Below are 24,237 nucleotides of genomic sequence, written 5' to 3'. Positions count from 1 at the left end.
TATAGACGGCTGTCACGCCACGGATGAGGATGTTCATCGCCTGTTCACCCATGTGCGCTTTCTGCAGGCATTAGCATAGATGTATACAATTTGTCCCATAGCCGTTTAAGGATTGTCAAATTAAGTGGGAGGCGAGGTTTGGCAATATGTGTTTCATCAAACGTTTTAGCACCAACCCATGATCAGTCGGCAGAAAAATTCACAGTAAGGCAATCGGTATTAATAGCCATTTTGCCTGAATCCAACAGGCGATGTGAGCAGGCAATCAGAAGTAAAACATTGTTCCCGAACATTATGATTAACGGATTACTGATAACTCGGGCTCCAGCAAAAGACTCATATCAAAACCAGTTATCCTAAAACCAAACTCTTTATATAAATTTAAAGCCCTTTGGTTGTCCGGTGATACTCTTAGCTCCACCTCAAACGCACCCTGACTAGCCAACTCATTCAGGAACGCACGGATAAAATCCCTGCCCATTCCCTTCCCCTGAAATTCTGGAATAAGCATTATATCTGATAAAAAAGCTGAGTTATCTTCCAGGCTGAACCACAGATATCCCACAGCCTGACTGTCATGTTCATAAGTTCTAAAGTGGTTATTTGGAGTAAGCATACCCGCAGGCAAAGCTGTTTTAAATGATTTCGACGCCTCTACTTGAGCTTTTTTACGGCTGTACCGATGATTTGTCATCAGGTCTTCAACATAGTCATTTGAAGATAGGTCTGCCCAGAGGTCAAACTCGTCGCAATGCATGGGCCTATAAATTGATTTAAGAATTTTTGATTGTTTTGTTTTCAATCTACTCTCTCACTCTTACTAATAAAGCAAACTCAGTACTACTCTACCGACTTAACCATCAATCCACTATGAAAAAAATGTAACATATAGCTTTGCCAACTTAACGTAATCCTGCTGACGCCGAAGTCTGCTCCTGGATCATAGCGGACCTCAGCGGTATTAAAAGTGTTACCATTGAGGTTTTCCACTAGCAATAGGATGTTGAATACACTGAGGTAAAAAATAGGATTAATGGCTAAATGTTCTCCCCAAAACTAGAAATAACGATAGCGGTTTCGGCAAGTTAGTGCATGATGATTTTGGCGTAAAACAAAAAGTTGGCAGTCAGTAATAATCAATAAAAAACATTATCTTATGATTATTTTTTGTATGTGGTGCTGCGTCATTAGTATCGTCCTAGGCCACGAATATGAACTAGGTATATCAAGTCACACAAAGTCAGTGGTAAGGATCTGGTTTTCAGTGATTATTTGGTCTGCATGAGAGTCTGAACGTGCGACCCCCGATGACGGATGGCAGTAAAGTGTTGGTATATTAAGTGTTTATAAGTCGGTAACTTGTTGATTTTTAGCATTGCTATTTTTTCTGTTTATACCATGCCTACAAGTTAGCTTATTGATTTAATGTAATTATAGTGCGGTCTTGAAAACCGGCGACCCGAAAGGGTTCCAGAGTTCGAATCTCTGCGCTTCCGCCAACATTCGAAGGGGTTGCCGAAAGGCAGCCCCTTTTGCTTTGGCGCTGTAGCAACGCGCTGCAAGTGCAGGCTTTGTACATCACCCTCGTATACCTTTAGCCTTCCTGTAAGTTCCTGGCGACATCTTAAAGCTGCGGGTAAACAGCCGGTTAAAGCTCTGCTGTGAGTCAAAGCCGTACTTCACCGAAATATCGACGATTCGCTCCTGGGTATTTTTGAGATCCTGTGCCGCCAGCTGTAATTTTCTGATTCTGATGTATCGGCCAATACTTTCGCCTTTATAATATAAAAAAATTCTCTGGAAGTGCCATTTAGAGTAGCCAGAATAGCGAGCAATATCCTCTATTCGTAATCGACGATGAATATTATTATCTATCCAGCCGGTGATGGTTTCTATGACTTTGGCGGAAATCTTCATGCTGATATCTCTCAGTGTTAGTAAATGCTTAGTTACGCGTTGAACGCTGCAGTAGTGATTTAATGAAATTTCTAAGATGGCAGGATAAAATATAACGATCGATGTTTTTTGTTTTATCTGAATGGCAACGCCTGACGTTGTTTTTATATAAGGGTGATTTCGGAGGGTGTTTTGAATGTATGCTTTTAACGTCTGTATTATTACAGACGTTAAAATCACCCTTTTCGTACAGGCACGCTTTAAAATCATGAACTCCCGTGGAGGAGAGAAATGCCACGAAGGTGAAAATCACAATAAGCTCGATCTTCATAACGGTGCTTCGGCCTGTTGTTGTAATGAATACACAATGGCAAAAGAAATCAGAAAGTATAATTGATGGCAAGCATACCGGTCGTACCGTCTTTTCTCATGACGATGGGGCTGTTGGAGGCTTTCTTATCAAGCCAGGCATAGCTCAGGCTAAACAAGCCTCCCCAGTGTTCGCTGAACTGATGGATCAGCATCAGGCTGGTATCCGTGCCGTAAAACCCACCGGCGCTACTGTAGCGCGAGAAACCTGATCGGTTGTGCTGCTGTTCGTTGACGCCGTACCAGGTATTCATATAACGGGCATCGCCAAATAATGCGCTGGCCTGAAATGTGAGCGTATTAACTTCGTTCATAATCGGGATATAATTTATTGCTGTGGAATAAGATACGCCCTGACCATCATTTAACGGCAGCGTTGTTTTACCTTCAAAAACCAGCCAGGGGGCGACGGCCCAGCCAAGCGCAATACCCGAATTGACCGTAGACGAAATATCCCCCATGCCTTTAAGTTTATTCGAGCCTTTTCGCCAGCCTGAATTTTTATCCGTGCGGCCTGAATCGTAACCCAATGTTGGCTCGAAATATAAACCATTATCGCTTTGAAGATGAATGCCAAGCCCATTCATGGAATCAAAGAAGATATTACTCATCTGAATGTGTATCAGTGGAATAACACTGGTGTTTTGTTCATTAGCTCCGCTGTATCGCGGAGAGGATATAGCTCCAAGGCCAAAGGTTGTCACGGTTTGATCAGAATTAAATTCACTTGCATACGATGATGAAATACTGGAAATTATCAGCGGTGCAATTATGTATTTTGTGCTTTTCTTCGTTAACATAATGATTCTCATCGTCAGGTGTTTATATTTTTTGTGCATACTTAGCTCAGTAAGTAAAAGGATTATGCTGAGGGCTTATCAATGAACGACCAGGGATTTGTGAAGAAACTGTCAAGGTAACATTAAATGAAAAATAAACGGGTCCTGGTGATTGAAGACGACGCTGATGCGGCAAATGTGTTGGAGGCCTATCTTAAACGCGAAGGATATAGCGTTTCGGTGGCCGGGGATGGCCTGGCGGGCATGAACACGGTGGTTACCTGGAAGCCCGATCTTATTTTGCTGGACGTCATGCTCCCCGGGATGAACGGCACGGAAATTCTTGCGGCCGTCAGGCGAAAGGGCAATACGTCCGTCATCATGATCACCGCCATGGGCGAACCCTATGACAAGATCGGCGCTTTACGCTATGGCGCCGATGATTATGTGGTTAAGCCCTACAATCCCGGCGAAGTCATGGCCAGGGTGCAGGCCGTGCTCAGGCGCAGCCAGGCCAGCCAACTCCCCGCAGAGGATGTTTTACGCTGGGGTCCACTGGAGGTTGATGTCACCAATTTGGCGGCGCAGGTGTTGCATGAGGGGCATCCTCCCCTGCGCCTGGATTTAACGCTCACCGAGTTTTCTATTTTGAAAACGCTAATGCGTGCCTCGACGAGGCCGCTCAGCCGCCAGTTTTTGCTCGAAGAGTGTCTCCCGGAAAGCGACGCTCTGGAGCGAGTGGTGGACACGCATGTCTATAACTTAAGGAAAAAGCTTGAGGCGGCGGGAGTTGATAATCTCATTCTGAACGTGCGTGGCATTGGCTACAGGTTCTGCAAACCATGAACAACAAAAAGAGCAAATCGCTCCTGCTGTGGATATCGATTCGTATCATCGTGGTGGCCGTCAGCGTACTGTTTTTCATCGTGCTGGCGATGTGGAGCATCTACGCGGTTCAGTATTACTGGGTTGTGCATCACATGTCGCCTGCCGCTTACCAGGAGTTTCTGACGCTGCGGGCGAACCCTGACTTAGACATTGTTCGTTTTCATCAAATTGTGGATGCCCGCTGGGGAATTGAATACAGCACGCCTTCCATCAGCTCTCTCAACTGGGGCTGGCTGTTTATCTTTATTTCCATGGCGACCCCATTTGTGATCGTCAGCTGTTTACGCGCCACGCGTCCGCTTGCCGCGCAGTTTCGCAGCCTGACGGACGTCGCGGAGATAGTGGCTCAGGGGGATTTCAATCAACAGGCAAAACGGGTGGATGAATGCCCGGCGGAGGTGACTCGCTTTGCCAGCAACTTCAATAAAATGATTAGCCAGCTGGCGCTGTACGAACGCGAGCTTAAGGCCGCGCACGTCGCGGCCGCACATGAACTGCGCTCACCGCTTACCGCCGCTATGGGGCGGCTGCAGGGCATGATCGACCATGTGTTTCCGGCGGATGAAAAACAGCTGAATATGGTGATGACGCAGCTAAAAAACCTCAGCCACCTGACCGATGATTTGCATTTCCTTTCCCTGGCGAGCGCGGGGCAACTCTCGCTCCAGCACGGCGTATTCTCGCTTTCTGAAGTCCTGAATGAACGAGTAGCATGGCTAAAACCCCAGCTGGAAGCGGCCGGGATGTCCGTCTGGGTGGAGGCGGAAGATGAATTCTATTACTCAGGAGATGAAGCCCGACTGGGGCAGGTCTTCACCATTATCATTGAGAACATGCTTCGCTATTGCAGCAGGGGCGATCTCATGTCCATTCGCTTTCGCCATCTTAAGCAGGGCATTGAAATCCAGTTTCTTGATACCGGGCCTGGCGTCGCCGGGGATTATCTGCCGCATATTTTTGAGCGTTTCACCCGCGGGGAGCGTTCGCGGGCAAGAGATTCAGGCGGCAGCGGGCTGGGGCTTTCTATTGCCAGAGAAATCTGTCATGCGCACCACGGGGATATCCACGCCAGCCTGCCTGCCGAGGGCGGGTTGCTGATGACGATAAATTTGCCCGTGCCGCTCAGCGAAGATGAAACCTGACTTACTCGTACTGCTGGCGAACTCGCTGCTAATCGCGCTCGTACAGGCGGCGCTGCATTTCGCATTCGAACAGGAATTCAAGCCCTTCAAGCTGACGACGTGCTTCGGCGACGTCTTTGCCCCAGCAGGTCAGGCCGTGGCCACGCAGCAGGAAACCGTATTTCAGGGGAGCCTGTTCGGCATGCCGTTCAATGCGTTTTGCCAGCGCATCGATGTCCTGATCGTTATCGAAGATAGCAATTGGCACCGTGTCGAGGTGCGTCTGCTGGCCAGTCAGGGTTTTTTGCATTTCATAGCCGCTGATGTTCAACGCCGGGCCTTTTTCAATCCGCGACAGCACGGTGGCATTCACGGTGTGGACGTGCAGCACGACGTTTGCTTCAGGAAAAAGCCGATAAACCAGCGTGTGCAGTCCGGTTTCGGCGGAGGGTTTACGCCCCGACGGCGCCTGATTCGTGGCAATGTCTACCTGCAGGAAATCCTCGCTGGTCAGGCTGCCTTTGTCGCGCCCGGATTCGCTCAGCCAGCACCACTCGGCATCCTGGCGAATGGACATATTGCCGCCGGTCGCCGGAGCCCAGCCTTTAGCGCCAATCCAATGACAGGTGCTGACCAACTGCGCGAGCCTTTCTTGCCACATACGGTATTCCTCAATGCTTTTTAGTTTAACTGTCTAGCCGTCTAAATGGCTGTTTACATGATGCTATCATTGTGTGAACACTCGGGCAACACTTGCCGGGTGATAAGATATATCGATCCAATCAGCGGTTTTACACCGAATTTTCTCCGGTGATCGGGCGGGTTCGCTTTTCGGCAAAATGTCGCTTTGCACAAATGAGTTTTGTTATGTTATAACGTAACAAAATTACAGCAAAACGATGTACAATATGACGGTCACTCCAATGTTATGCCCCAAAATGCTGCCTGATATTCAGTCACTCAGAAGCCACGATTTCGACATGGCCCTGTCCTGGGTTGGCATGGAACAAATCGACCTTCCGGTGGAGGTGGCGGGGCGCCCGCTGACGGCGAAAGTCAACGCCGGGATCAATCTTCTCCGTTCCCCGGAAGCGGAAAAGGGCATTCATATGTCCCGGATCTATCTGCTGCTGGACGAGCTAACCCAGGGTGAAATTACGCCGGCGGTACTGCGCCGTTTACTGGGCGAATTTTTGGTTTCGCACCAGCGCAGCAGCGACCGCGCCAGCGTGGAAATCACCGGCGAACTGCTGCTGTCCCGCAAATCTTTAACCTCAAACAACTTTGGCTGGAAGGCTTACCCCATCCGCATCCTGGCGGAGCGCGGGGAAGGTTTTGCGGTCACGCTTCGGGTGGGGATCCCGTATTCATCTACCTGTCCGGCCTCGGCGGCGCTGAGTCGCAATCTCGCGCAGCAGCAGTTTCAGCGGGACTTTGGCTCGCGAAAGGAGGGTGTGTCCGTCGAAGAAATGCTGGCCTGGCTGGGCGAGAAGGGCATGCCGGGTACGCCCCACAGCCAGAGAAGCTGGGCGTGGGTTAGCTGCCAGCTGAAGCCGGATGTTGCTACGTTGCCTTTCGAGGAACTTATCGACCGCTGCGAGGCCGCGCTTGGCACGGCGGTGCAAACGGTGGTTAAGCGTAGCGACGAGCAGGCCTTCGCCCTGGCCAATGGCCAAAATTTGATGTTTTGCGAAGACGCCGCTCGCCGCCTGAACAAGGCGATGCAGGACGCGCCTTTTAGCACCGCTTTTACCCTCCGCGTTGAGCATCAGGAAAGCCTCCATGCGCACAACGCGGTGGCCCGTATTCATTGGACAGGAAATCACCATGCTGCGTAAAAACCCTTCAGGCCATCTGCCACAGGTCTCTCCCAAAGCGTACATCGATCCCACGGCGGTGATTTGTGGCCGGGTCATTATTCATGACTATGTTTATGTCGGGCCTTACGCGGTGATCCGCGCCGATGAGCTGAACGCCGAAGGCGACATGGATCCTATCGTGATCCATTCCCATTCGAATATTCAGGATGGCGTGGTTATTCACTCGAAAAGCGGGGCGCCGGTGACCATTGGCAGCGGTACGTCGATTGCGCACCGGGCGATTGTGCACGGCCCTTGCCGGGTCGACGAGCGGGTGTTTATCGGCTTTAACAGCGTACTTTTTAACTGCCACGTACAAACCGGCTGCGTCATTCGCTACAACGCGGTGGTTGATGGGGTGACACTGCCGAAGCAAACGTATATTCCGTCCACCGAGCGCGTGGGGCCCGACTCTGATTTAAGCCAATATTCACGGGTTGACCCCGCTTCGGTGCAGTTTTCTGAAGAGGTGGCCAACACCAACGTCAAGCTGGTGGAAGGTTACCAACTGCTGCGCAACGAGTTCTGAGCATGCCTTTTTCCCCCGGAGAACCAGCAGCCGAGCTAAGCGTTTCCCTGCGGGCGATTGCCCGTCCGCAGGGCGCAGCCTGGCCGGTGGCGATTAATTTTCACCTGAGAAAAGGTGAGCGGCTCAGCGTGATTGGGCCAAACGGCAGCGGCAAAACGTCGCTGCTGCGGGCGCTGAGCCAGGAACTAAAGGCCGAGGGGGAAATAACGCTGGCGGGCCGCCCCTTAAATAAGCTCAACCCGCAGCTGCGGGCGAAGCTCGTGGCGGTCATGTCGCAAAACGATCTCCCCGATTTGCGTCTCTCCATTGAGGATTATGTCGCGTTAGGCAGGCTCCCGTTTGCCCGTGATATGCCGGAGCCAGAACATCGCTGCATTGTGTGTGGGGCGATGAAAGAGGTTGGTGTGCTCGGGATGCGGCATAAATCGCTGGCCTGTCTGTCCGGCGGGGAAAGGCAGCGGGCAATTCTGGCGCGAACGCTGGCGCAAACCTCCCGGTTGCTGTTACTGGATGAGCCGACTAATCATCTGGACCTGGCGGCACGGGAAGAACTGTTAGCGCTGGTGAAAGCTCGCGGCACAACGGTTATCGCCGTCCTGCACGATCTCAACTTAATCGAAGGGTTTGCTGACAAGGTCCTTATTTTGTCGGCGGGGCAACAGCAGGCTTTTAACGTGCCCGACGCCGCGCTGAATACCGAAACACTTCGCCCCATTTTCGGCCTCGACAGCTTTACCGTTGACCATCCAGGCCAGCAAGGCAGACGAGTCCGTTTTTTTGAACCTTCACGCCCACGGTAAATTTTCAGGGATCGCTATGATGTTAAAAATCGCTACCGGCTTCTGGCTGGCCTTTACCTCCTTTACTGCCTTTGCCTCCGGCTTCCCGGTGACCATTGAGAGCTGCGGTAAACCCATTGTCTTTACCGCAGCACCAAAGCGGGCGGTAATCAACGACCTGAACATGTCGGAGATGGCTTTTGCTCTGGATTTACAGCCGCAGATTGTGGGTCTGACCGGCATCTCCGGCTGGTACAAAATGACGCCCGAATTTAAGCGACAAATGGGGACGATCCCCGAACTTGCGCCCAAATACCCCTCGCTTGAAACGCTGCTGGCCGCCGATCCAGATTTCTTTTTCGCGGGCTGGAATTACGGCATGAAAGTGGGGGGCGACGTTACACCCCAAAGTCTTGCCAAATACGGCATCAAAACCTTTGTGCTCAGCGAAAGCTGCGCGATTTCCGGGGAAAGCAAAACCAAGGCGACCCTGGGTCTGCTCTATAACGATGAGCTTACGCTTGGCAAAATTTTTGGTAAGGCGGAGGTTGCTCAGAAGCTGGTTGACGGCTGGAAAGCGCGGCTGGCCGCCCTCCCCAAAGCACTGCCGGGCGCAAGGCCACTGAAAGTCTTTGTGTATGACTCCGGGGAAGACAAACCGTTTACCAGCGGAAAATACGCCATGCCGCAGGCCATTATCGAGGCCGCTGGCGGTAAAAACGCCATGGAAGGGCTGGACACCAGCTGGGGGACAACCTCCTGGGAAAATGTTGCGTCGGCCGAGCCGGATGTCATCATTCTTCTGGATTACCAGACCGGCGGGGGCGCTGATTCGCTCCGCCAGTTCCTTGAGCGCCACCCGCTGATGAAGCTCACCCCGGCGGTGAAACAGCACCGCTATCTTAAGCTGCAGTACGCCGAGTTGACGCCCGGCCCGGCAAATATCGCCGCGGTTGAGAAGCTCGCTCGCGTTCTGTTCGCGGCACAGTGATGGTTTTAGCCTGGAGTTACCGCCGGGCCGCATGCCTGGCGGGGTTTCTCGTCATATTGTTTGCGGTGCTTAGCTTAACGGAAGGCTCGGTCCGGCTCAGCCTGAATCAGGTGGTAAACGCGCTGCAACCCACGGCAACGGACATTTCACCGATGATTCGTGGGATCGTGCTGGACATCCGGCTGCCCAGAACGCTTCTCGCCCTGATGACCGGCGCGGGGCTGGCGGTGGTGGGCGCGCTGCTGCAAACGGCCACGCGCAATGAGCTGGCGGACCCTTTTTTGTTCGGGCTTTCTTCGGGCGCGTCTGCCGGAGCGGTGCTGGTTTTTACCCGCTTCGGCGACTTCTTCGGCGTCTGGACGCTACCGGCGGCCGCTTTTGGCGGCGGGCTGCTTTCTTCGGTTGCGGTGCTGTCTTTATTCCAGCTCAAACGCGATCGGGGTGCCGAAACGCTGATTATTTGCGGGCTGGCGGTCTCTTTCTTGTTCGGGGCGTTAACCAGCTACCTGATATTCGCCGGTGACCAGCGTACGGCCAGCTCGGTTTTATTCTGGTCGCTCGGCGGCCTGGGGTTGGCGCGATGGGATAACCTGGGATTTGCGCTTGGCGGTTTGCTGCTGCTGGCCGCATTTTGCCTGTTGAGATGGCGATCGCTGGATGGATTGCTCGCGGGGGATCGCACCGCATTTTCGCTGGGCATTAACGTGACCCGCCTGCGCACCGAAATTTTTCTGTGCTGCGCTTTTTCGACCGCCATTTTTGTATCGCTGACCGGCGTGATTGGCTTTGTCGGGCTGATGGTGCCGCATCTTTGCCGCCATTTTTCCGCCATTAAGCACGCCAGGCTGCTGCCTTTGTGTGCCCTTGTCGGGGCCTGTTTGTTGTGCGGCGGCGATCTGGTCAGCCGGGTGCTGGTTGCGCCGCAGGAGCTGCCCATCGGCATTATTACCGCCGGAATTGGCGGGCTGTTTATTGTTGTGATGGTTGCCCGACGCTAGCGCAGCCTTTTTAAGCCGGAGAAAACGACTAATGAAACCTCTGTTACTGACCAACGCGCTGATGATGAATGAGGATCGGCGTTACCAGGGCGATCTGCTCATCGTGGACGGGCGAATTGAAAAAATAGCCGCTGCGATCCCGGCTCGCACCACGTGGAATGTGCGCGATCTTGCCGGGAAGTGGCTGCTGCCGGGCATGATAGACGATCAGGTACATTTTCGTGAACCGGGGTTGATGCATAAGGGCACGATTGCCAGCGAGTCACGCGCGGCGGTGATGGGCGGGATCACCAGCTATATGGAAATGCCCAACGTTTCGCCGCCGACCACCACCAGACTGGCGCTGGAAGGCAAATTTCAGCGGGCCGCCGAAGGTTCACTGGCCAATTACAGTTTCTATTTCGGTGCCACCAACGACAATCTGGAAGAACTTAAGGCGCTGCCAGCCGATGCCGCCTGCGGCGTAAAAGTGTTTATGGGTGCCTCCACCGGCAACATGCTGGTGGATGACGAACGCATTCTGGAGGCTATTTTCCAGCATGCGCCGGGGCTGGTGGCCACGCATTGCGAAGATACGCCGACTATCAAACGTAATGAGGCGCTGTGGCGAGAGCGATATGGGGAGCAGATCCCGGCCGCAGAACACGCAGCTATTCGCTCGGTTGAGGCCTGCCTGCTTTCATCTTCCCGGGCGGTCGCGCTGGCGAAAAAGCACGGCACGCGGCTGCATGTGCTGCATATCACCACGGCCGATGAGCTGGCGTTGTTTGAGCCCGCGCCCACGCTTGAAGCCTTACGCAGAAAAACGATCACGGCGGAAGCCTGTATCCATCACCTCTATTTTAATCAGGATGATTACGCGGCGTTGGGGCACAGGCTGAAGTGCAACCCATCGGTGAAGGGCCAGGAACACCAGCGGGCGCTATGGCAGGCAGTTAAGACTGGCGTGATTGATATTATTGCGACCGACCATGCGCCGCACTTGCTGGCGGAAAAGCAGAATGATTATTTCTCGGCTCCGTCGGGATTGCCGCTGGTGCAGCACGCGCTGCCTGCGCTGCTGGATATGTGTGCCAGAGGGATTTTCACGCCTGAACTTATCGTCAGAAAAACCAGCCACGCGGTAGCCGAACGTTTTCAGATTAAGGATCGCGGCTATATCCGGGAAGGTTACTGGGCCGATCTGGCGGTGATCAACCCCTGGAAACGCGCCAGCATTGAGGGCAGTAATATTGCCTACAAATGCGGCTGGTCACCCTTCGAAGGGCACACCTTGCAGGGCGGCGTGGTTGAAAGCACGCTGGTGAACGGGCACCTCGTCTGGGACGGCGAGTCAGTTGCCGAGGGGATTTACGGCCAGGCGCTGGCGTTTAACCGCTAGCGTTCGCGAGGTTTGAACAAATCTTCGATGTAGTGCATCAGCTCGGACATTTGTTGCAGGATATTGGCGCTGTCCACAATCAGCGCTCCCCAGAGCACAATCAGCGCAGCAACCATGCCTGCGGCTGAATAGTAAAACAGTTTCATCACAGCATCATATTGGCAGGAATTTGCCTCATTATAGCGAGACATGGCGGCCAGTAAATGATGGGCAGATGCCGGCGACATCTGCCCGGGAAAATTAGCGGGCGTAGCGAGGCGCTGGCTGCCCTACGCCTGCTGCATCAAACATCGCCTGCGCCGTAGTGGCATAGGTTTCCCACAGGCCGAGATCGTGCAATGGCGGGATGGTGACAGCTTCCCCGCTGTCCAGTCCGGCCAGGGCGGAATCCACCAAATCATCCACTTTCATGACCGCACCTTCCGGCAATGAGTCCACCGACACGCCCGCACGATCCCAAATTTCGGTTGCCGTAGCCGCGGGCAGCACCGCCTGAATACGAATGCCGGTGCCGGCAGCTTCGGCCTGCAGAACTTTCGTCAGGTTCAATACATAGCCCTTTGTGCCGCTGTATACCGCGCTGCCCACCCAGCTCTGTACTGCCAGAATCGACGAGATATTGATCAGCGTGCCGCTGTTCTTTTGCTGGAAATTAAGCAGGGCGGCATGACTCAGGCGAGTTAACGCCGTGATGTTCAGCGTGATAAGTGCCTGATGTTGTTCCACGCTGGCGGCGGTAAACGCTGCGCTGTGGGCGGTGCCCGCGTTGTTAACCAGCACGCTGATGCGCGGATCTTTCAGGGCCTCCTCAACGGCGGCAATGTCCTGGTCGTTAACCAGATCTGCTTTTAGCGTAGTCACGGTTATGCCGTGGCGGGCTTCAAGCTTCGCGGCCAGATCGCGCAGGCGATCTTCGCGCCGGGCAACCAACAGCAGATCAAAACCTCGGGCCGCAAAACGATCGGCATAAACCGCACCAATACCGGAAGATGCGCCGGTAATGACCGCAATAGAACGAGAGTTAGCCATAAAACACCTCACATGAAGGAGAGTAACGTTAATGTGGTTTCATAATGAAACTGTGAGATGAATGTAGATTTGTTGGTTTTATTATGCAACCAATATGAGGGCTGTTTTTTCGTTATGCGCAGGAATTGCTAAAGGAAATATTAATAAGCACCTGAATAACAGATGCTTATTGGTCAGGAGGAGGAACGTGCCTGAGTGATTATTTCGTCCGGTTTTAGCTCACGACCATCTTCGGCCTGTAAGGTTAGCTTGCGGATAGGGCGATGCTGCTGGCTGTCGACGAGGACGCTGCGTGTCTCATCTTTGGCGTAGAGGTTTTCGCAGCCCCACTGTGAAAGAGCCGCTAAAACGGTCTGCAGCGCCCGGCCTTTTTCCGTCAGCACATACTCGTGCCAGGCGCTGCCGTCCGACGCCGGGCGAAGCTCAAAAATACCGTTATCGACGAGCTGTTTCAGGCGAACGGTCAGCATATTTTTGGCGATGCCGAGGTTTTTTTGGAACTCACCGAAGCGAGACATGCCGTTCAGCGCATCGCGCACGATCAGCAACGACCACCAGTCGCCGATCACGTCCAGCGTGCGGGCAACCGAACAGACGCTGTCTTCAAGGCTCTTACGTTTCATCATTCCTCCGATGGGTTTGCCGGGTTCTATTATAAAACTTTTTGTATGAGAGGCTGAGCGGTAATTTCAATGATACCAGGCGGCCAGCGTACGGCGCAGGCTGTCTATCAGACGCTGTTTCCATTCCACGGTGGAGGTCCGGTACTGCAAAAACAGGCTACCAATAGCCTGGTCGCCGGACAGCGGCAGCGTAAAAAGCTGGGCTTTGTTATTCAGGGTATCAAACCATGGGGCCGGCACGATAGCCATCAGCGGGGCATTGCGCAGGGCGGGAGCGAGCTGGCCGTAGTCGCTACAGGTAAAGGCCAGGCGGCGTTCGAGCCCGGCACGTGCCTGCTGGCGATCGAGCTCGTTAATGCCCTGCGGCCAGGGGTGACAATAGAAATGATCAAACTGCGGCAGTTCGTCAAAGGCCAGAGTTTCACGCCCGTTAAGTCTGGAGGACAGTGGTTCGCCGAAAACAGCAATCAGGCGCGTGCTGCCTACGCGTTCATAATGCAGGGCACTGACGCGTTTTTGATGATCGCCAATCGCAATCAACAAATCTATTCGTCCCTCCAGCAGCTCATCACGCCACGCACGCCGTTCAAACGTCAGGCATTCAATAATGGCCCCGGCCTGATGCCCTTTGCGGGCGAGTTCCGGCGTGAGCAACACATTCAGCGCCGGGGGCAGAACCAGACGAAATCGGCGCTCCTCCGCATGCTCTTCGCCAAATAATTCTTCATTCAGGGACACGAAGAGCGGGATCAGGCGTTCTTTAATACCGAGTGCGAAAGATGTGGGAACCTGGGCATTGCCTTCCCGACGAAAAAGCGGATCGCCCAGGGCATCACGCAGGCGGGCGAGAGCATGGCTGACGGCGGACGGGCTAAGCGCCAGCTTTTGCGCCGTTCGGCTGGTCGAGCCGGTGGTTAACATCACGTACAGCACCTTCAGCAGATTCATGTCTAATTGCAGGATATTCACGCCATCATTTCTCAATTGCATCGGACTAAATTGCCCGGCAGTATACTGCGCCTCCTGACCAAAAGGAGCCACCTGTGAACCGTTATAGTCTGTTATTTACCTGCATGATTTCAGTCTTCTCTGCCGGCAGTTCTGCGGCATTAAATCCAACCCAACCGCTGTCTGCCGCGCCGCCTTATTCGCTTTTTGAAGGCTGGGCCAAACCGGTCAAACCGTTCCGTATGGCAGCGGACGTCTGGTATGTCGGCACCGAAAATCTCTCGTCCATTCTGATTACCACGCCTGAGGGGCATATCCTCGTCGACGGTGCGCTGGACGCAAGCGCCAGGGGCATCAAAGAGAATATTGCTTCTTTGGGATTCGACATTCGCGACGTGCGGTTCATCCTCAACAGCCATGCCCGGCTCGATCAGGCCGGGGGCATTGCCAAACTGAAAAAGTGGAGCGGGGCAAAGCTGGTTGCCAGCAGGGAGAATGCTGACCAAATGGCGCGGGGAGGCAAAGAGGATTTTGCGCTGGGAGATGCGCTGCTCTTTCCACCGGTCACCACGGATAAAATCATTCATGACCACGAGACGCTAAAGCTGGGCGGCGTAACCGCGACAGCGCTGCTGACACCAGGGCATCTGCCGGGCAGCACGTCATGGCTGTTTGCGCTGCCAGGTGGGTACACGCTTATTTACGCCGACAGTCTCGCCACGCCGGACTATTATCTGGTGGCGAACAAGAATTACCCGACGCTGGTGAACGACATCCGCCACAGTTTTGCCACGCTCGCGGCACAAAAAGCGGACATTTTTGTGGCGAACAAAGGGGAACGCTTTGGTCTGGCGGAGAAACAGGCCCGGCTTGCCGCCGGAGATAGCAACGCCTTTATCGACAGAGACGGGTTACAACGCTATGTGGATCTCTCTCGCCAGCGCTTTGAAGCGCAGCTGAAACAACAAACGGAATAATAGGGCTTTTTGCGATCCGTCAGGCAGGTCGGCTGTCATTTTTCTGTCACAATATATTCTTCACATTTTATTAATCACTCCCTGAGGAATAAGTAATGAAGAAAAAAATTGTTGCCTCATTGCTGGCCGCCGCCTGTCTTGCCCCAGGTCTGGCGAAAGCGGACGCCGTGCCGGACGGCTACCAGCTGCAGCAGGTTTTGCTGATGAGCCGTCATAACCTGCGCGCGCCGCTGGCCAACAACGGCAGCGTGCTTGAGCAGTCTACCGCGCAGGCATGGCCGGAGTGGGATGTGCCGGGCGGGCAGCTCACCACCAAAGGCGGGGTGCTGGAAGTCTATATGGGGCATTACATGCGTGAATGGCTGGCGAGCCAGAATCTGGTAACCAGCGGCGAATGCCCGGCACCGGAAAGCGTTTATGCCTATGCCAACAGCCTTCAGCGCACCGTCGCTACCGCGCAATTCTTCATTACCGGGGCTTTCCCTGGCTGCGATGTGCCGGTACATCACCAGGAAAAAATGGGCACCATGGACCCGGTGTTCAACCCAGTGATCACCAACGACTCGCCGGAGTTTAAAGCCAAAGCCGTTCAGGCGATGGAAAAACAGCGCACTGAATACAAGCTGGCCGACAGCTATAAACTGCTGGAGCACATTGTCGGCTATAAAAACTCGCCAACCTGCAAAGAGAAGCAGCTATGTGAGCTGAACGGGCCAAAAGACGTCTTTAGCGCCAATGCGACTCAGGAGCCGGGCGTTAACGGCTCCCTGAAGGTGGGCAATGCCCTGGTCGATGCGTTCACGCTGCAATATTACGAAGGTTTCCCGATGGACCAGGTCGCGTGGGGAAAAATCAAAACGGCGGAACAGTGGCGCGTGCTTTCCCAGCTCAAAAATAGCTATCAGGACACGCTGTTTACTTCCCCGGAAGTGGCCCGCAACGTCGCGGCTCCGCTGGTGAAATACATTCAGAACGCGTTAACGTCCAAAGAAGCCGCCTCCGGGCCGAAAGTGACGCTAATGGTGGGGCATGATTCGAACATTGCGTCGCTGCTGACCGCGCTGCAGTTCAAGCCTTATCAGCTACCGGGCCAGTACGAGCGCACCCCGATTGGTGGCAATATTCTGTTCCAGCGCTGGCACGATAAGACCAACAACCGCGACCTGCTGAAAGTGGAATACGTTTACCAGAGCGCCGAGCAGCTGCGCAATGGCGATGTATTAACCCTGAAGCACCCGCCAAAGCGTGTGACGCTGGAGCTGGAAGGCTGCCCGACGGACACCAACGGCTACTGCTCATGGGATAAGTTTAGCGAAGTGCTGAATGAAGCCGTGAAGTAAGAAGAGGCTGCCCCCGAAAGGGGGCAGCAGAAGTCTTAAACGTTTTTGCGCTCGATGGTCTGTTCGCCCCAGAAGAGCGAGTCCTTATCGGTTTTAGCAAAGGCGAGCGCCAGGACTTCATCGCTCCCTTCTTCCCAAATTTTTTCGGCCAGCTTTTCGTCATACTTCGCCAGCTCAAAAATGGCTTCTGCAATTTCTGGTGAGGTCTGGCGAAGACTCGCCAACGTGGTGGGCTTTTGCCTGGGATGTGGTCATCACTCCTCCTTTAACCTTTCAGTTTAACCGCCAGGCCTGCGACGTGCTCTCCCTGATAGCGGGCGATCGCCAGTTCTTCCTGACTTGGCTGGCGTGAGCCGTCGCCGCCGGCAATGGTTGTTGCGCCGTAAGGCGTGCCGCCGCGAACCTGAGAAACATCAAACAGCTCCTGTGCCGCATAGCCGATAGGCACAATCACCATCCCGTGGTGGGCGAGCGTGGTCCAGGTGGAGGTGATGGTCTGCTCCTGGCCGCCGCCGGTGCCGGTAGAGCTGAATACGCTGCCCAGTTTGCCGTAAAGCGCGCCGGAAGCCCAAAGGCCGCCCGTTTGATCGAGGAAGGTGCGCATCTGGCCGGCCATATTGCCGAAGCGGGTAGGGGTACCGAAGATGATAGCGTCGTAGTCGGCCAGCTCCTGCGGCGTAGCGACCGGCGCGGTGTGGGTTTTGCCCCCGGCTTTAGCAAAGACTTCCGGGGACATGGTTTCGGGCACGCGCTTTATCGTCACTTCCGCCCCATCGACTTTCTGTGCACCTTCCGCCACGGCTTTAGCCATAGTTTCGATGTGTCCATACATTGAATAATAAAGCACCAGTACTTTAGCCATCTTGCTTCACTCCTCAGTTGAACTGCAGTTTTACTGCACTCCTTTAAAGATATGACCTGTGGCGCAGAGTGCAAACCTGAATGGCCTTTCCTTGATACATCACAAGCGCAGATGAAATTTTGACCCTGTAGCATTAGCTAACATTTTACTGGCTGTTTTTTGACCATGTAGAAGAGGGGCTTATCGCGCCGCAGTGGAAGGATAAAAAGATAAGCTCACCGGCATGTTTCTGGATATGTCTGAACAGAAGCCCGACCGCGCCGGTGCACTAAGCTTAGAGCCACGCGGTAACGTTGGCGGCAGGCCCGCCTGGCCGCGTGGCAAAAGCGTTCTCTTTTATTGAATGCAATATGATGTCCTAAATCCGGAGGTTAGAAATGGCAAACCATCGTGGTGGTTCAGGTAATTTCGCTGAAGACCGTGAAAGAGCATCAGAAGCAGGTCGTAAAGGTGGCCAGCACAGCGGCGGTAACTTTAAAAACGATCCGCAGCGCGCCTCAGAAGCTGGTCAAAAAGGGGGTAAAAACAGCCACGGCAGCAAAAATAAATAGCCGTGACTTTGTGAAGCGCAGGGCGAATTAACGCTTGCGCCGAAATACCCCGACCGCCGGTTAGCCGGCGGTTTTCTATTTTCCCATTGCAACAAAATGTGACTGGAAGCACTATAGCACATCGACTTTCACCCTGATTTTTCCGGTCTCCCTCATGTCTGCGCCATTAAGCCGTTATAAATTCTCCGTTAAGCCGCAGGAAGCGCTGCTTATCCTCATCACCATGTTCTGGGGCGGCACATTCCTGGCTGTGCAGTACGCCATGACGATGAGCGACCCGTTTTTCTTTGTTGGTCTGCGCTTCGCCACCGCCGCCATTGCCGTGGGCCTGCTGTCGCTGAAATCTCTGCGCGGGTTAACCTGGCTGGAAATCAAAGCGGGGGGGCTGATCGGCGTGGCGATTGCCATCGGCTACAGCATGCAGACCTGGGGACTCCAGACAATTCCCAGCAGCAAATCCGCCTTTATTACCGCGATGTACGTGCCCGTTGTGCCGCTCCTGCAGTGGATTTGCCTTGGCCGTATGCCGGGGCTGATGTCCTGGATTGGCGTCGTGCTGGCCTTTGTTGGCCTGATTTTTCTTGCCGGGCCGGAAGGCACCAGCCTCTCGCTGGGGGCCGGGGAAATCATTACGCTTATCGGTGCCGTGGCGATTGCCGCTGAGATAATCCTGATCAGCGCCTGGGCGGGGAAAGTGGATATCAAACGTGTGACTGTAGTACAGCTGGCCACGGCTTCGCTCGTGTCGTTTGCAGCGATGGTCCCTGCCGGGGAAAGCGTGCCGCATTTCAGCCCTGGGCTGGTGATGATTGCCCTGGGGCTTGGGATTTTCAGCGCCATCATTCAGGTGACGATGAACTGGGCGCAGCGCAGCGTGTCGCCGACACGAGCCACGGTAATTTATACCGGCGAGCCGGTTTGGGCGGGGATCTTTGGCCGCATGGCGGGCGAGCGCCTCCCGCTGCTTGCGCTGGTGGGTGGGGCGTTGATCGTCCTCGGGGTGCTGGTTAGCGAGCTGAAGCTCAAGCGCAAGAAAGCGGCAAACGCGAAGCGCGACTGGCAGGAAGATACCGAAGGCGAGGGCGTCTGAGCTATACTTCAGGCCAGCGAAAAAAAGGAGAACTCGCATGGCCGCCACCGACATCAAAACCCCTGGACGCCGATCGAAAGCCGTCGCCGCCAAAAAACAGGCCATTCTTGACGCTGCGCTGGCGTTTTTTTCGCAATACGGCATCCACGGCACCAGCCTTGAGCAGGTTGCAGAGCGGGCCGAAGTGTCAAAAACTAACCTGCTTTATTACTACCCTTCCAAAGAAGCGCTCTACATCGCAGTGCTGAAGCAGATCCTGGATATCTGGCTGGCGCCGCTGCGTGCCTTTCGGGAAGATTTGCAGCCGCTGGTGGCGATTGGGGAATACATTCGCCTCAAGCTTGAAGTTTCAAGGGATTATCCGCAGGCGTCGAATCTGTTTTGCCTGGAGATGCTGCAGGGGGCGCCTTTGCTGAAAGGCGAGCTGACGGGCGACCTGAAGGCCCTGGTGGATGACAAATCGGCGATCGTTGCGGGTTGGGTAGCCAGCGGTAAACTTGCTGCCGTTGACCCGCATCACCTTATTTTTATGCTTTGGGCCACGACCCAGCACTACGCGGATTTTGCCAGCCAGGTTGAGGCCGTTACCGGCAATACGCTGCAGGATGAAGACTTTTTCCGCCGCACGGTGGAAAACGTGCAGCGGATGATTATTGAGGGGATTCGGGTGCGCTAATCGCGCTTACTTAGGGGGCAGGACGCAGCTTACGTCGCCCTCTTCGCACTCCAGCGTGCCCTTCAGCAGCTCGGTACGTTCCAGCGTTTTATCCGCCAGGCAGTTGGCACGTACCATCGGGTAGACCGAACCTTGTTCCGCGCCAGAACTCATAAAATCACAGTCCGCATCGCGGAAGGCAATCCACGCGTTCTGCGCCTTTTTAAGCAGTTCTTTTTGCTTGTCGGTTGCCCGGGACATCACTTCTTTATAGGTTTTATTCAGCCGCTCGTCCTGCTTTTTATACTCTGCGGCATAGCACTGGTTCATATCGGCCTGGGTGGCGGCGGAATCACAGCCATCGGCCAGGGCGGCCCCGCTCAGCAGCAGCCCGCCAACAAGTAAACACACGCGTTTCATTCTGGTGTCCTCATCAAAAAAAAGGCTCTCATGACGAGAGCCTTTGTATCCTGACAGACTGTTAACCGATTGTCATCAGGCTGGCGTTGCCGCCAGCGGCAGCGGTGTTCACGCTCAGAGAACGCTCCACGTAGAGACGCTCAATCAGGATGTTACTTTCCCCGCGCGCGAAGCCCTGAACGGAAACAATCGCCCCGGTGCGAGCCGCGACGGCTTCGCAAAGTTTGCGCAGCTGGTCGGAGTCGCCGTGGTAAATCACCGCCTCAAACGGCTGCTTCAGCAGATCTTCCGGCTTGGCAAAATCAACCTGCTGCTGCACGGCTTTAGGCAACTGCTTCGCCAGATCGCGATGCAGGCTGTCATCCGCCCATAGCACGCGGCTGCCCACGCTGGTTACCGCCGCCAACTGTACTAGCGCATCGCGCTCATCGTCGGCGACGCAAAGAATGCGTTCACGCGGCAGCAGAGCATATGTATTGCGCTCTCCGGTTGGGCCAGGCAGCACGCGCAGCGTTCCGCTTTGCGCCAGCTCACCAAACTGCTGGCAAACGGCTTTCAGCTCTTCGCGGTTGGTCGCCCACTCGCTCAGTGCCTGATGGGCAACCTGCAGATCGCTCTTCAGGGAGGCATCCACCGGGATTTCCGCATCGTGGCGGTTGAAAGTGGTTTGCAGCGCATTTTCAGGGCGATTCGCCAGCAGGCGGTACAGGTACAGCGGACCACCGGCTTTAGGGCCGGTACCGGACAGGCCTTCGCCGCCGAAGGGCTGAACGCCAACCACGGCGCCGACCATGTTGCGGTTAACGTACATGTTGCCGACGTGGGCGGAGCCGGTGACCTGGGCAATCGTCTCGTCGATTCGGGTATGCACGCCGAGCGTCAGACCATAGCCAGCGGCATTGATCTGCTTAATCAGCGATTCAAGATTGTTGCGGCTGTAGCGCACCACGTGCAGCACCGGGCCGAAGACTTCTTTCTTCATCTCGTCGAAGCTTTCCAACTCGATAAGGGTTGGCGCTACAAAGGTGCCGGACTGCCATTCGCGTGCGTCCACGCTGTTTTCACGCACGGCCTGGAACACGGTGCGGCCTTTGGCACGCATCGCCTGGATGTGCTTCTCAATATTCTGCTGCGCTTCGGCGTCAATCACTGGCCCAATGTCGGTGGTCAGGCGGCCTGGGTTACCCATGCGGCATTCCGCCATGGCACCACGAAGCATTTGCAGCGTGTGGTCAGCCACGTCTTCCTGCAGGCAGAGTACGCGCAGGGCGGAGCAGCGCTGCCCGGCGCTGTCGAAGGCGGAGGAAACCACGTCCACCACAACCTGTTCGGTTAGCGCGGAGGAGTCCACGATCATCGCGTTAAGGCCGCCGGTTTCCGCAATCAGCGGCGTTGGGCGGCCCTGAGGATCGAGGCGGTCGGCGATATTGCGCTGCAGCAGAGACGCGACTTCAGTTGAGCCGGTGAACATCACACCGCGTACGCGGGAGTCGCCTGTGAGCTGCGCCCCGACGATTTCACCGCGGCCGGGCAACAACTGGAGTACGCCCGCAGGTACGCCTGCTTCAAGCAGGATCGCCACGCCCTGGGCGGCGATCAGTGGAGTTTGTTCCGCAGGCTTGGCCAGCACGCTGTTCCCGGCGGCAAGCGCGGCGGCAATCTGGCCGGTAAAGATAGCCAACGGGAAATTCCACGGGCTGATACAGACCACCGGGCCAAGAGGACGATGCGTTTCATTGTCGAAATCGTCACGCACCTGGCCTGCGTAATAATGCAGGAAGTCCACGGCCTCACGCACTTCGGCAATGGCGTTGCTGAAGGTTTTCCCGGCTTCACGCACAAGGATGCCGATCAGCTGCTGCATGCGGCTTTCCATCATCACGGCGGCGCGTTCGAGAATAGCGGCACGCTCCTGCGGCGGGGTGGCAAACCAGATTGGCGCGTGGTTGACGGCATTCTCAAGCGCGAGGGAAACCTCTTCGCTCGTGGCTTCACGGGTGTAGCCCACAATGTCGGTTGGCTCGGCCGGGTTTTTCACCGGCGTTAATTCGCCTTCAATAACCGGCTGTTCCAGCACCGGTGTGGCGTGCCATTTCTGTGCAGCGCTGTTCAGCAGGGCGGAAGAAAGCGACGCCAGGCGGTGTTCGTTAGCTAAATCAAGGCCGCTGGAGTTGGCGCGTTCCGCCCCGTAAAGCGCTTTCGGCAGGGCGATTTTAGGATGTGGCAACCCTGGCTGGCCTTCTTTTGCGGCCATGGCTTCCACCGCGCTCACCGGGTCCGCAACCAGCTCGTCCAGCGGCAGGGTGGCGTCGGCAATGCGGTTGACGAAAGAGGTGTTGGCGCCGTTTTCCAGCAGGCGACGCACCAGGTAAGCCAGCAGCGTTTCGTGCGTACCCACCGGGGCGTAAATGCGGCAAGGGCGGTTCAGTTTTCCGTCTGCGACTTTCCCCACCACCTGCTCATACAGCGGCTCACCCATGCCGTGCAGGCACTGGAACTCGTACTGGCCTGGGTAGTAGTTCTGCCCGGCCAGATTATAGATAGCAGCCAGCGTGTGGGCGTTATGGGTCGCAAACTGCGGATAGATCAGGTTCGGCACGGCCAGCAGTTTCTTGGCGCAGGCGAGGTAGGAGATGTCGGTGTACACCTTGCGGGTATAGACCGGGTACCCTTCCAGACCGTCGACCTGGGCGCGTTTGATTTCGCTGTCCCAGTAGGCGCCTTTGACCAGGCGAATCATCAGGCGGCGACGGCTGCGGGTGGCCAGATCAACCAGGTAATCAATCACAAACGGGCAGCGCTTTTGGTAGGCCTGGATAACAAAGCCGATGCCGTTCCAGCCCGCCAGCTCAGGTTCAAAGCAGAGTTTTTCCAGCAGATCGAGGGAGATCTCCAGGCGATCTGCCTCTTCGGCGTCAATATTAATGCCAACGTCATACTGGCGAGCCAGCAGCGTGAGGGACTTCAGGCGCGGGTACAGCTCTTCCATCACGCGGTCGTACTGCGCACGGCTGTAACGTGGGTGCAGAGCGGAAAGCTTGATGGAAATACCCGGGCCTTCATAAATCCCGCGGCCGTTGGACGCTTTACCGATGGCGTGAATCGCCTGCTGGTAGGAAACCATATAGGCCTGCGCGTCGGCGGCGGTCAGCGCAGCTTCGCCCAGCATGTCGTAGGAGTAGCGGAAACCTTTCTCTTCCAGCTTGCGGGCGTTAGCCAGCGCTTCGGCGATGGTTTCGCCGGTCACGAACTGCTCGCCCATCAGGCGCATCGCCATGTCCACGCCTTTACGCACCAGTGGTTCACCGCTTTTGCTGATGATGCGGTTCAGGGAGCGGGAAAGGCTGGCTTCGTTATGGGTGGACACCAGGCGGCCGGTAAACAGCAGGCCCCAGGTTGCCGCGTTCACGAACAGCGACGGGCTGCGGCCAATGTGCGAGTGCCAGTTCCCGTTGCTAATTTTGTCGCGGATCAGCGCGTCTCGGGTGGCTTTATCCGGGATACGCAGCAGCGCTTCCGCGAGGCACATCAGCGCCACGCCTTCCTGGGAAGACAGGGAGAACTCCTGCAGCAGGCTCTGAACCATGCCCGCGCGGCCGGACGCCGTTTTCTGGTTGCGCAGCTTGTCGGCCAGCTGGTAGGCCAGCTTTTGCGTTTGTTCGGCGATGGCCGGGGCCAGGCGAGCCTGCTCAAGGATCATCGGGACTGCGTCGGTTTCAGGGCGACGCCACGCGGCGGTAATCGCGGCCCGGCTGACGGACTGCGGCAGGATCTGCTCGGCAAAATCGAGGAACGGCTGCGCCACTTCTTCAGGCTGCACCGGAGATTCTTCGCTCTCATTGGCCGCCCCGGCCAGCAGGGCTGGTAGCTCAGGCAGCTCATCGCTGCTTTCCAGGCGCTCGAGATAATTAAAAATCGCCTGCTTAATCAGCCAGTGTGGGGTGCGGTCAATGCGTGAGGCGGCTTCTTTAATGCGGTCGCGCGTCGCTTCATCCAGTTTTACGCCCATCGTGGTGGTGCCCATACGACAGTCTCCAGGTTAATGATGATTCGGGGTTGTGCTTTGTTAGCCAGCAATATCTATGAAGTTGCAACTTTGTGCAACCTTGTTAAATCGAAGCCGATAAAGGGCCCGCAAAAAAGAGGAATTGT

General features: G+C 55.3%; 24 protein-coding genes and 1 pseudogene. 13 read left to right on the top strand and 12 right to left on the bottom strand.

Going from position 1 to position 24,237, the window contains the following annotated elements:
- Positions 1–298: 298 nt before the first annotated feature.
- The 3 genes from ACREYP_RS14920 to ACREYP_RS14910 all read right to left on the bottom strand — a co-directional run bounded on the left by ACREYP_RS14920 (position 299) and on the right by ACREYP_RS14910 (position 3,065).
- On the bottom strand, positions 299–802 hold the full coding sequence (locus ACREYP_RS14920; protein ID WP_336817791.1) for a GNAT family N-acetyltransferase: 504 nt from the start codon (positions 800–802) through the stop codon (positions 299–301).
- A 776-nt stretch (positions 803–1,578) separates the two neighbouring features.
- Positions 1,579–1,917, bottom strand: coding sequence for a RamA family antibiotic efflux transcriptional regulator (locus tag ACREYP_RS14915; RefSeq protein WP_336817905.1), 339 nt, complete (start codon positions 1,915–1,917; stop codon positions 1,579–1,581).
- A 359-nt stretch (positions 1,918–2,276) separates the two neighbouring features.
- On the bottom strand, positions 2,277–3,065 hold the full coding sequence (locus tag ACREYP_RS14910) for a MipA/OmpV family protein (protein WP_336817790.1): 789 nt from the start codon (positions 3,063–3,065) through the stop codon (positions 2,277–2,279).
- A 126-nt stretch (positions 3,066–3,191) separates the two neighbouring features.
- Between ACREYP_RS14910 and ACREYP_RS14905 the strand changes: the two genes are divergently transcribed.
- Entirely contained in the window at positions 3,192–3,890 is a 699-nt protein-coding gene (locus ACREYP_RS14905; protein WP_336817789.1) for a response regulator, read from the top strand.
- Entirely contained in the window at positions 3,887–5,074 is a 1,188-nt protein-coding gene (locus ACREYP_RS14900) for a sensor histidine kinase (protein WP_336817788.1), read from the top strand. The genes ACREYP_RS14905 and ACREYP_RS14900 overlap by 4 nt, the downstream gene beginning before the upstream one ends.
- Before the next feature lie 28 nt (positions 5,075–5,102).
- Here ACREYP_RS14900 and ACREYP_RS14895 read toward each other — a convergent pair whose 3' ends face one another.
- A complete protein-coding gene (locus ACREYP_RS14895; protein ID WP_336817787.1) occupies positions 5,103–5,714 on the bottom strand; it encodes a methylthioribulose 1-phosphate dehydratase in 612 nt (203 codons plus the stop codon).
- Between the two features lie 247 nt (positions 5,715–5,961).
- Between ACREYP_RS14895 and folE2 the strand changes: the two genes are divergently transcribed.
- Genes folE2 through ACREYP_RS14865 form a run of 6 tightly spaced genes read left to right on the top strand, consistent with a single transcriptional unit; the run spans position 5,962 to position 11,590 of the window.
- Complete coding sequence (gene folE2 / locus ACREYP_RS14890) at positions 5,962–6,891, top strand: GTP cyclohydrolase FolE2 (RefSeq protein WP_336817786.1); 930 nt, start codon at positions 5,962–5,964, stop codon at positions 6,889–6,891.
- Positions 6,881–7,441 carry an LbetaH domain-containing protein gene (locus ACREYP_RS14885; RefSeq protein WP_166993678.1) on the top strand — a complete coding sequence of 187 codons (561 nt, stop codon included), beginning with the start codon at positions 6,881–6,883 and terminating at the stop codon, positions 7,439–7,441. Before folE2 ends, ACREYP_RS14885 begins: the two co-directional genes overlap by 11 nt.
- 2 nt (positions 7,442–7,443) lie before the next feature.
- A complete protein-coding gene (locus ACREYP_RS14880; RefSeq protein ID WP_008455672.1) occupies positions 7,444–8,241 on the top strand; it encodes an ABC transporter ATP-binding protein in 798 nt (265 codons plus the stop codon).
- A 19-nt stretch (positions 8,242–8,260) separates the two neighbouring features.
- On the top strand, positions 8,261–9,211 hold the full coding sequence (locus ACREYP_RS14875) for an ABC transporter substrate-binding protein (RefSeq protein ID WP_336817904.1): 951 nt from the start codon (positions 8,261–8,263) through the stop codon (positions 9,209–9,211).
- Entirely contained in the window at positions 9,211–10,209 is a 999-nt protein-coding gene (locus tag ACREYP_RS14870) for a FecCD family ABC transporter permease (protein ID WP_336817785.1), read from the top strand. Before ACREYP_RS14875 ends, ACREYP_RS14870 begins: the two co-directional genes overlap by 1 nt.
- Before the next feature lie 31 nt (positions 10,210–10,240).
- Positions 10,241–11,590 (top strand): dihydroorotase, encoded by a 1,350-nt coding sequence (locus tag ACREYP_RS14865; RefSeq protein WP_336817784.1) that lies wholly within the window; start codon positions 10,241–10,243, stop codon positions 11,588–11,590.
- Here the strand turns inward: ACREYP_RS14865 and ACREYP_RS14860 are convergent.
- From ACREYP_RS14860 to ACREYP_RS14845, 4 genes are all read right to left on the bottom strand, one after another.
- Positions 11,587–11,736, bottom strand: coding sequence for a hypothetical protein (locus ACREYP_RS14860; protein WP_157141384.1), 150 nt, complete (start codon positions 11,734–11,736; stop codon positions 11,587–11,589). The two genes, ACREYP_RS14865 and ACREYP_RS14860, sit on opposite strands and share 4 nt — an antisense overlap.
- 94 nt (positions 11,737–11,830) lie before the next feature.
- Positions 11,831–12,619: an SDR family NAD(P)-dependent oxidoreductase gene (locus ACREYP_RS14855; RefSeq protein WP_008455663.1), complete on the bottom strand. Its 789-nt coding sequence runs from the start codon at positions 12,617–12,619 to the stop codon at positions 11,831–11,833.
- Between the two features lie 173 nt (positions 12,620–12,792).
- A complete protein-coding gene (locus tag ACREYP_RS14850; protein ID WP_008455662.1) occupies positions 12,793–13,242 on the bottom strand; it encodes a winged helix-turn-helix transcriptional regulator in 450 nt (149 codons plus the stop codon).
- Between the two features lie 66 nt (positions 13,243–13,308).
- Complete coding sequence (locus tag ACREYP_RS14845; RefSeq protein WP_336817903.1) at positions 13,309–14,211, bottom strand: LysR family transcriptional regulator; 903 nt, start codon at positions 14,209–14,211, stop codon at positions 13,309–13,311.
- A 74-nt stretch (positions 14,212–14,285) separates the two neighbouring features.
- Here ACREYP_RS14845 and ACREYP_RS14840 point away from each other — a divergent pair, with 74 nt between their 5' ends.
- Complete coding sequence (locus ACREYP_RS14840) at positions 14,286–15,167, top strand: MBL fold metallo-hydrolase (RefSeq protein ID WP_498880961.1); 882 nt, start codon at positions 14,286–14,288, stop codon at positions 15,165–15,167.
- A 95-nt stretch (positions 15,168–15,262) separates the two neighbouring features.
- Positions 15,263–16,507 (top strand): bifunctional glucose-1-phosphatase/inositol phosphatase, encoded by a 1,245-nt coding sequence (gene agp / locus ACREYP_RS14835; RefSeq protein WP_336817782.1) that lies wholly within the window; start codon positions 15,263–15,265, stop codon positions 16,505–16,507.
- Between the two features lie 35 nt (positions 16,508–16,542).
- On the opposite strand, the pseudogene ACREYP_RS14830 reads toward agp, so the two are convergent.
- Positions 16,543–16,762, bottom strand: a pseudogene (locus ACREYP_RS14830) (YccJ family protein).
- A gap of 10 nt (positions 16,763–16,772) precedes the next feature.
- Positions 16,773–17,369 carry an NAD(P)H:quinone oxidoreductase gene (gene wrbA / locus ACREYP_RS14825; RefSeq protein WP_166993692.1) on the bottom strand — a complete coding sequence of 199 codons (597 nt, stop codon included), beginning with the start codon at positions 17,367–17,369 and terminating at the stop codon, positions 16,773–16,775.
- 377 nt (positions 17,370–17,746) lie between these two features.
- Between wrbA and ACREYP_RS14820 the strand changes: the two genes are divergently transcribed.
- From ACREYP_RS14820 to rutR, 3 genes are all read left to right on the top strand, one after another.
- Positions 17,747–17,920 carry a con-10 family general stress protein gene (locus tag ACREYP_RS14820; RefSeq protein WP_008455651.1) on the top strand — a complete coding sequence of 58 codons (174 nt, stop codon included), beginning with the start codon at positions 17,747–17,749 and terminating at the stop codon, positions 17,918–17,920.
- Positions 17,921–18,074: 154 nt separating this feature from the next.
- The gene (locus tag ACREYP_RS14815; protein ID WP_008455650.1) at positions 18,075–19,010 is read left to right on the top strand and encodes a DMT family transporter; all 936 of its coding nucleotides are present in this window, start codon (positions 18,075–18,077) and stop codon (positions 19,008–19,010) included.
- Positions 19,011–19,047: 37 nt separating this feature from the next.
- Positions 19,048–19,686: an HTH-type transcriptional regulator RutR gene (rutR, locus tag ACREYP_RS14810; RefSeq protein ID WP_498880960.1), complete on the top strand. Its 639-nt coding sequence runs from the start codon at positions 19,048–19,050 to the stop codon at positions 19,684–19,686.
- A 6-nt stretch (positions 19,687–19,692) separates the two neighbouring features.
- On the opposite strand, the gene ACREYP_RS14805 is transcribed toward rutR, so the two are convergent.
- Positions 19,693–20,085 carry a lysozyme inhibitor LprI family protein gene (locus ACREYP_RS14805; protein ID WP_008455648.1) on the bottom strand — a complete coding sequence of 131 codons (393 nt, stop codon included), beginning with the start codon at positions 20,083–20,085 and terminating at the stop codon, positions 19,693–19,695.
- A gap of 61 nt (positions 20,086–20,146) precedes the next feature.
- Positions 20,147–24,109, bottom strand: coding sequence for a trifunctional transcriptional regulator/proline dehydrogenase/L-glutamate gamma-semialdehyde dehydrogenase (gene putA, locus ACREYP_RS14800; protein ID WP_498880959.1), 3,963 nt, complete (start codon positions 24,107–24,109; stop codon positions 20,147–20,149).
- Positions 24,110–24,237: the final 128 nt, after the last annotated feature.

This window comes from Enterobacter sp. TMH.L2, from assembly GCF_050847315.1.
Taxonomy (GTDB): Bacteria; Pseudomonadota; Gammaproteobacteria; order Enterobacterales; family Enterobacteriaceae; genus Cedecea.
Note: the sequence above shows the minus strand (reverse complement) of the source record. Positions and strands in the feature narration are given on the sequence as shown.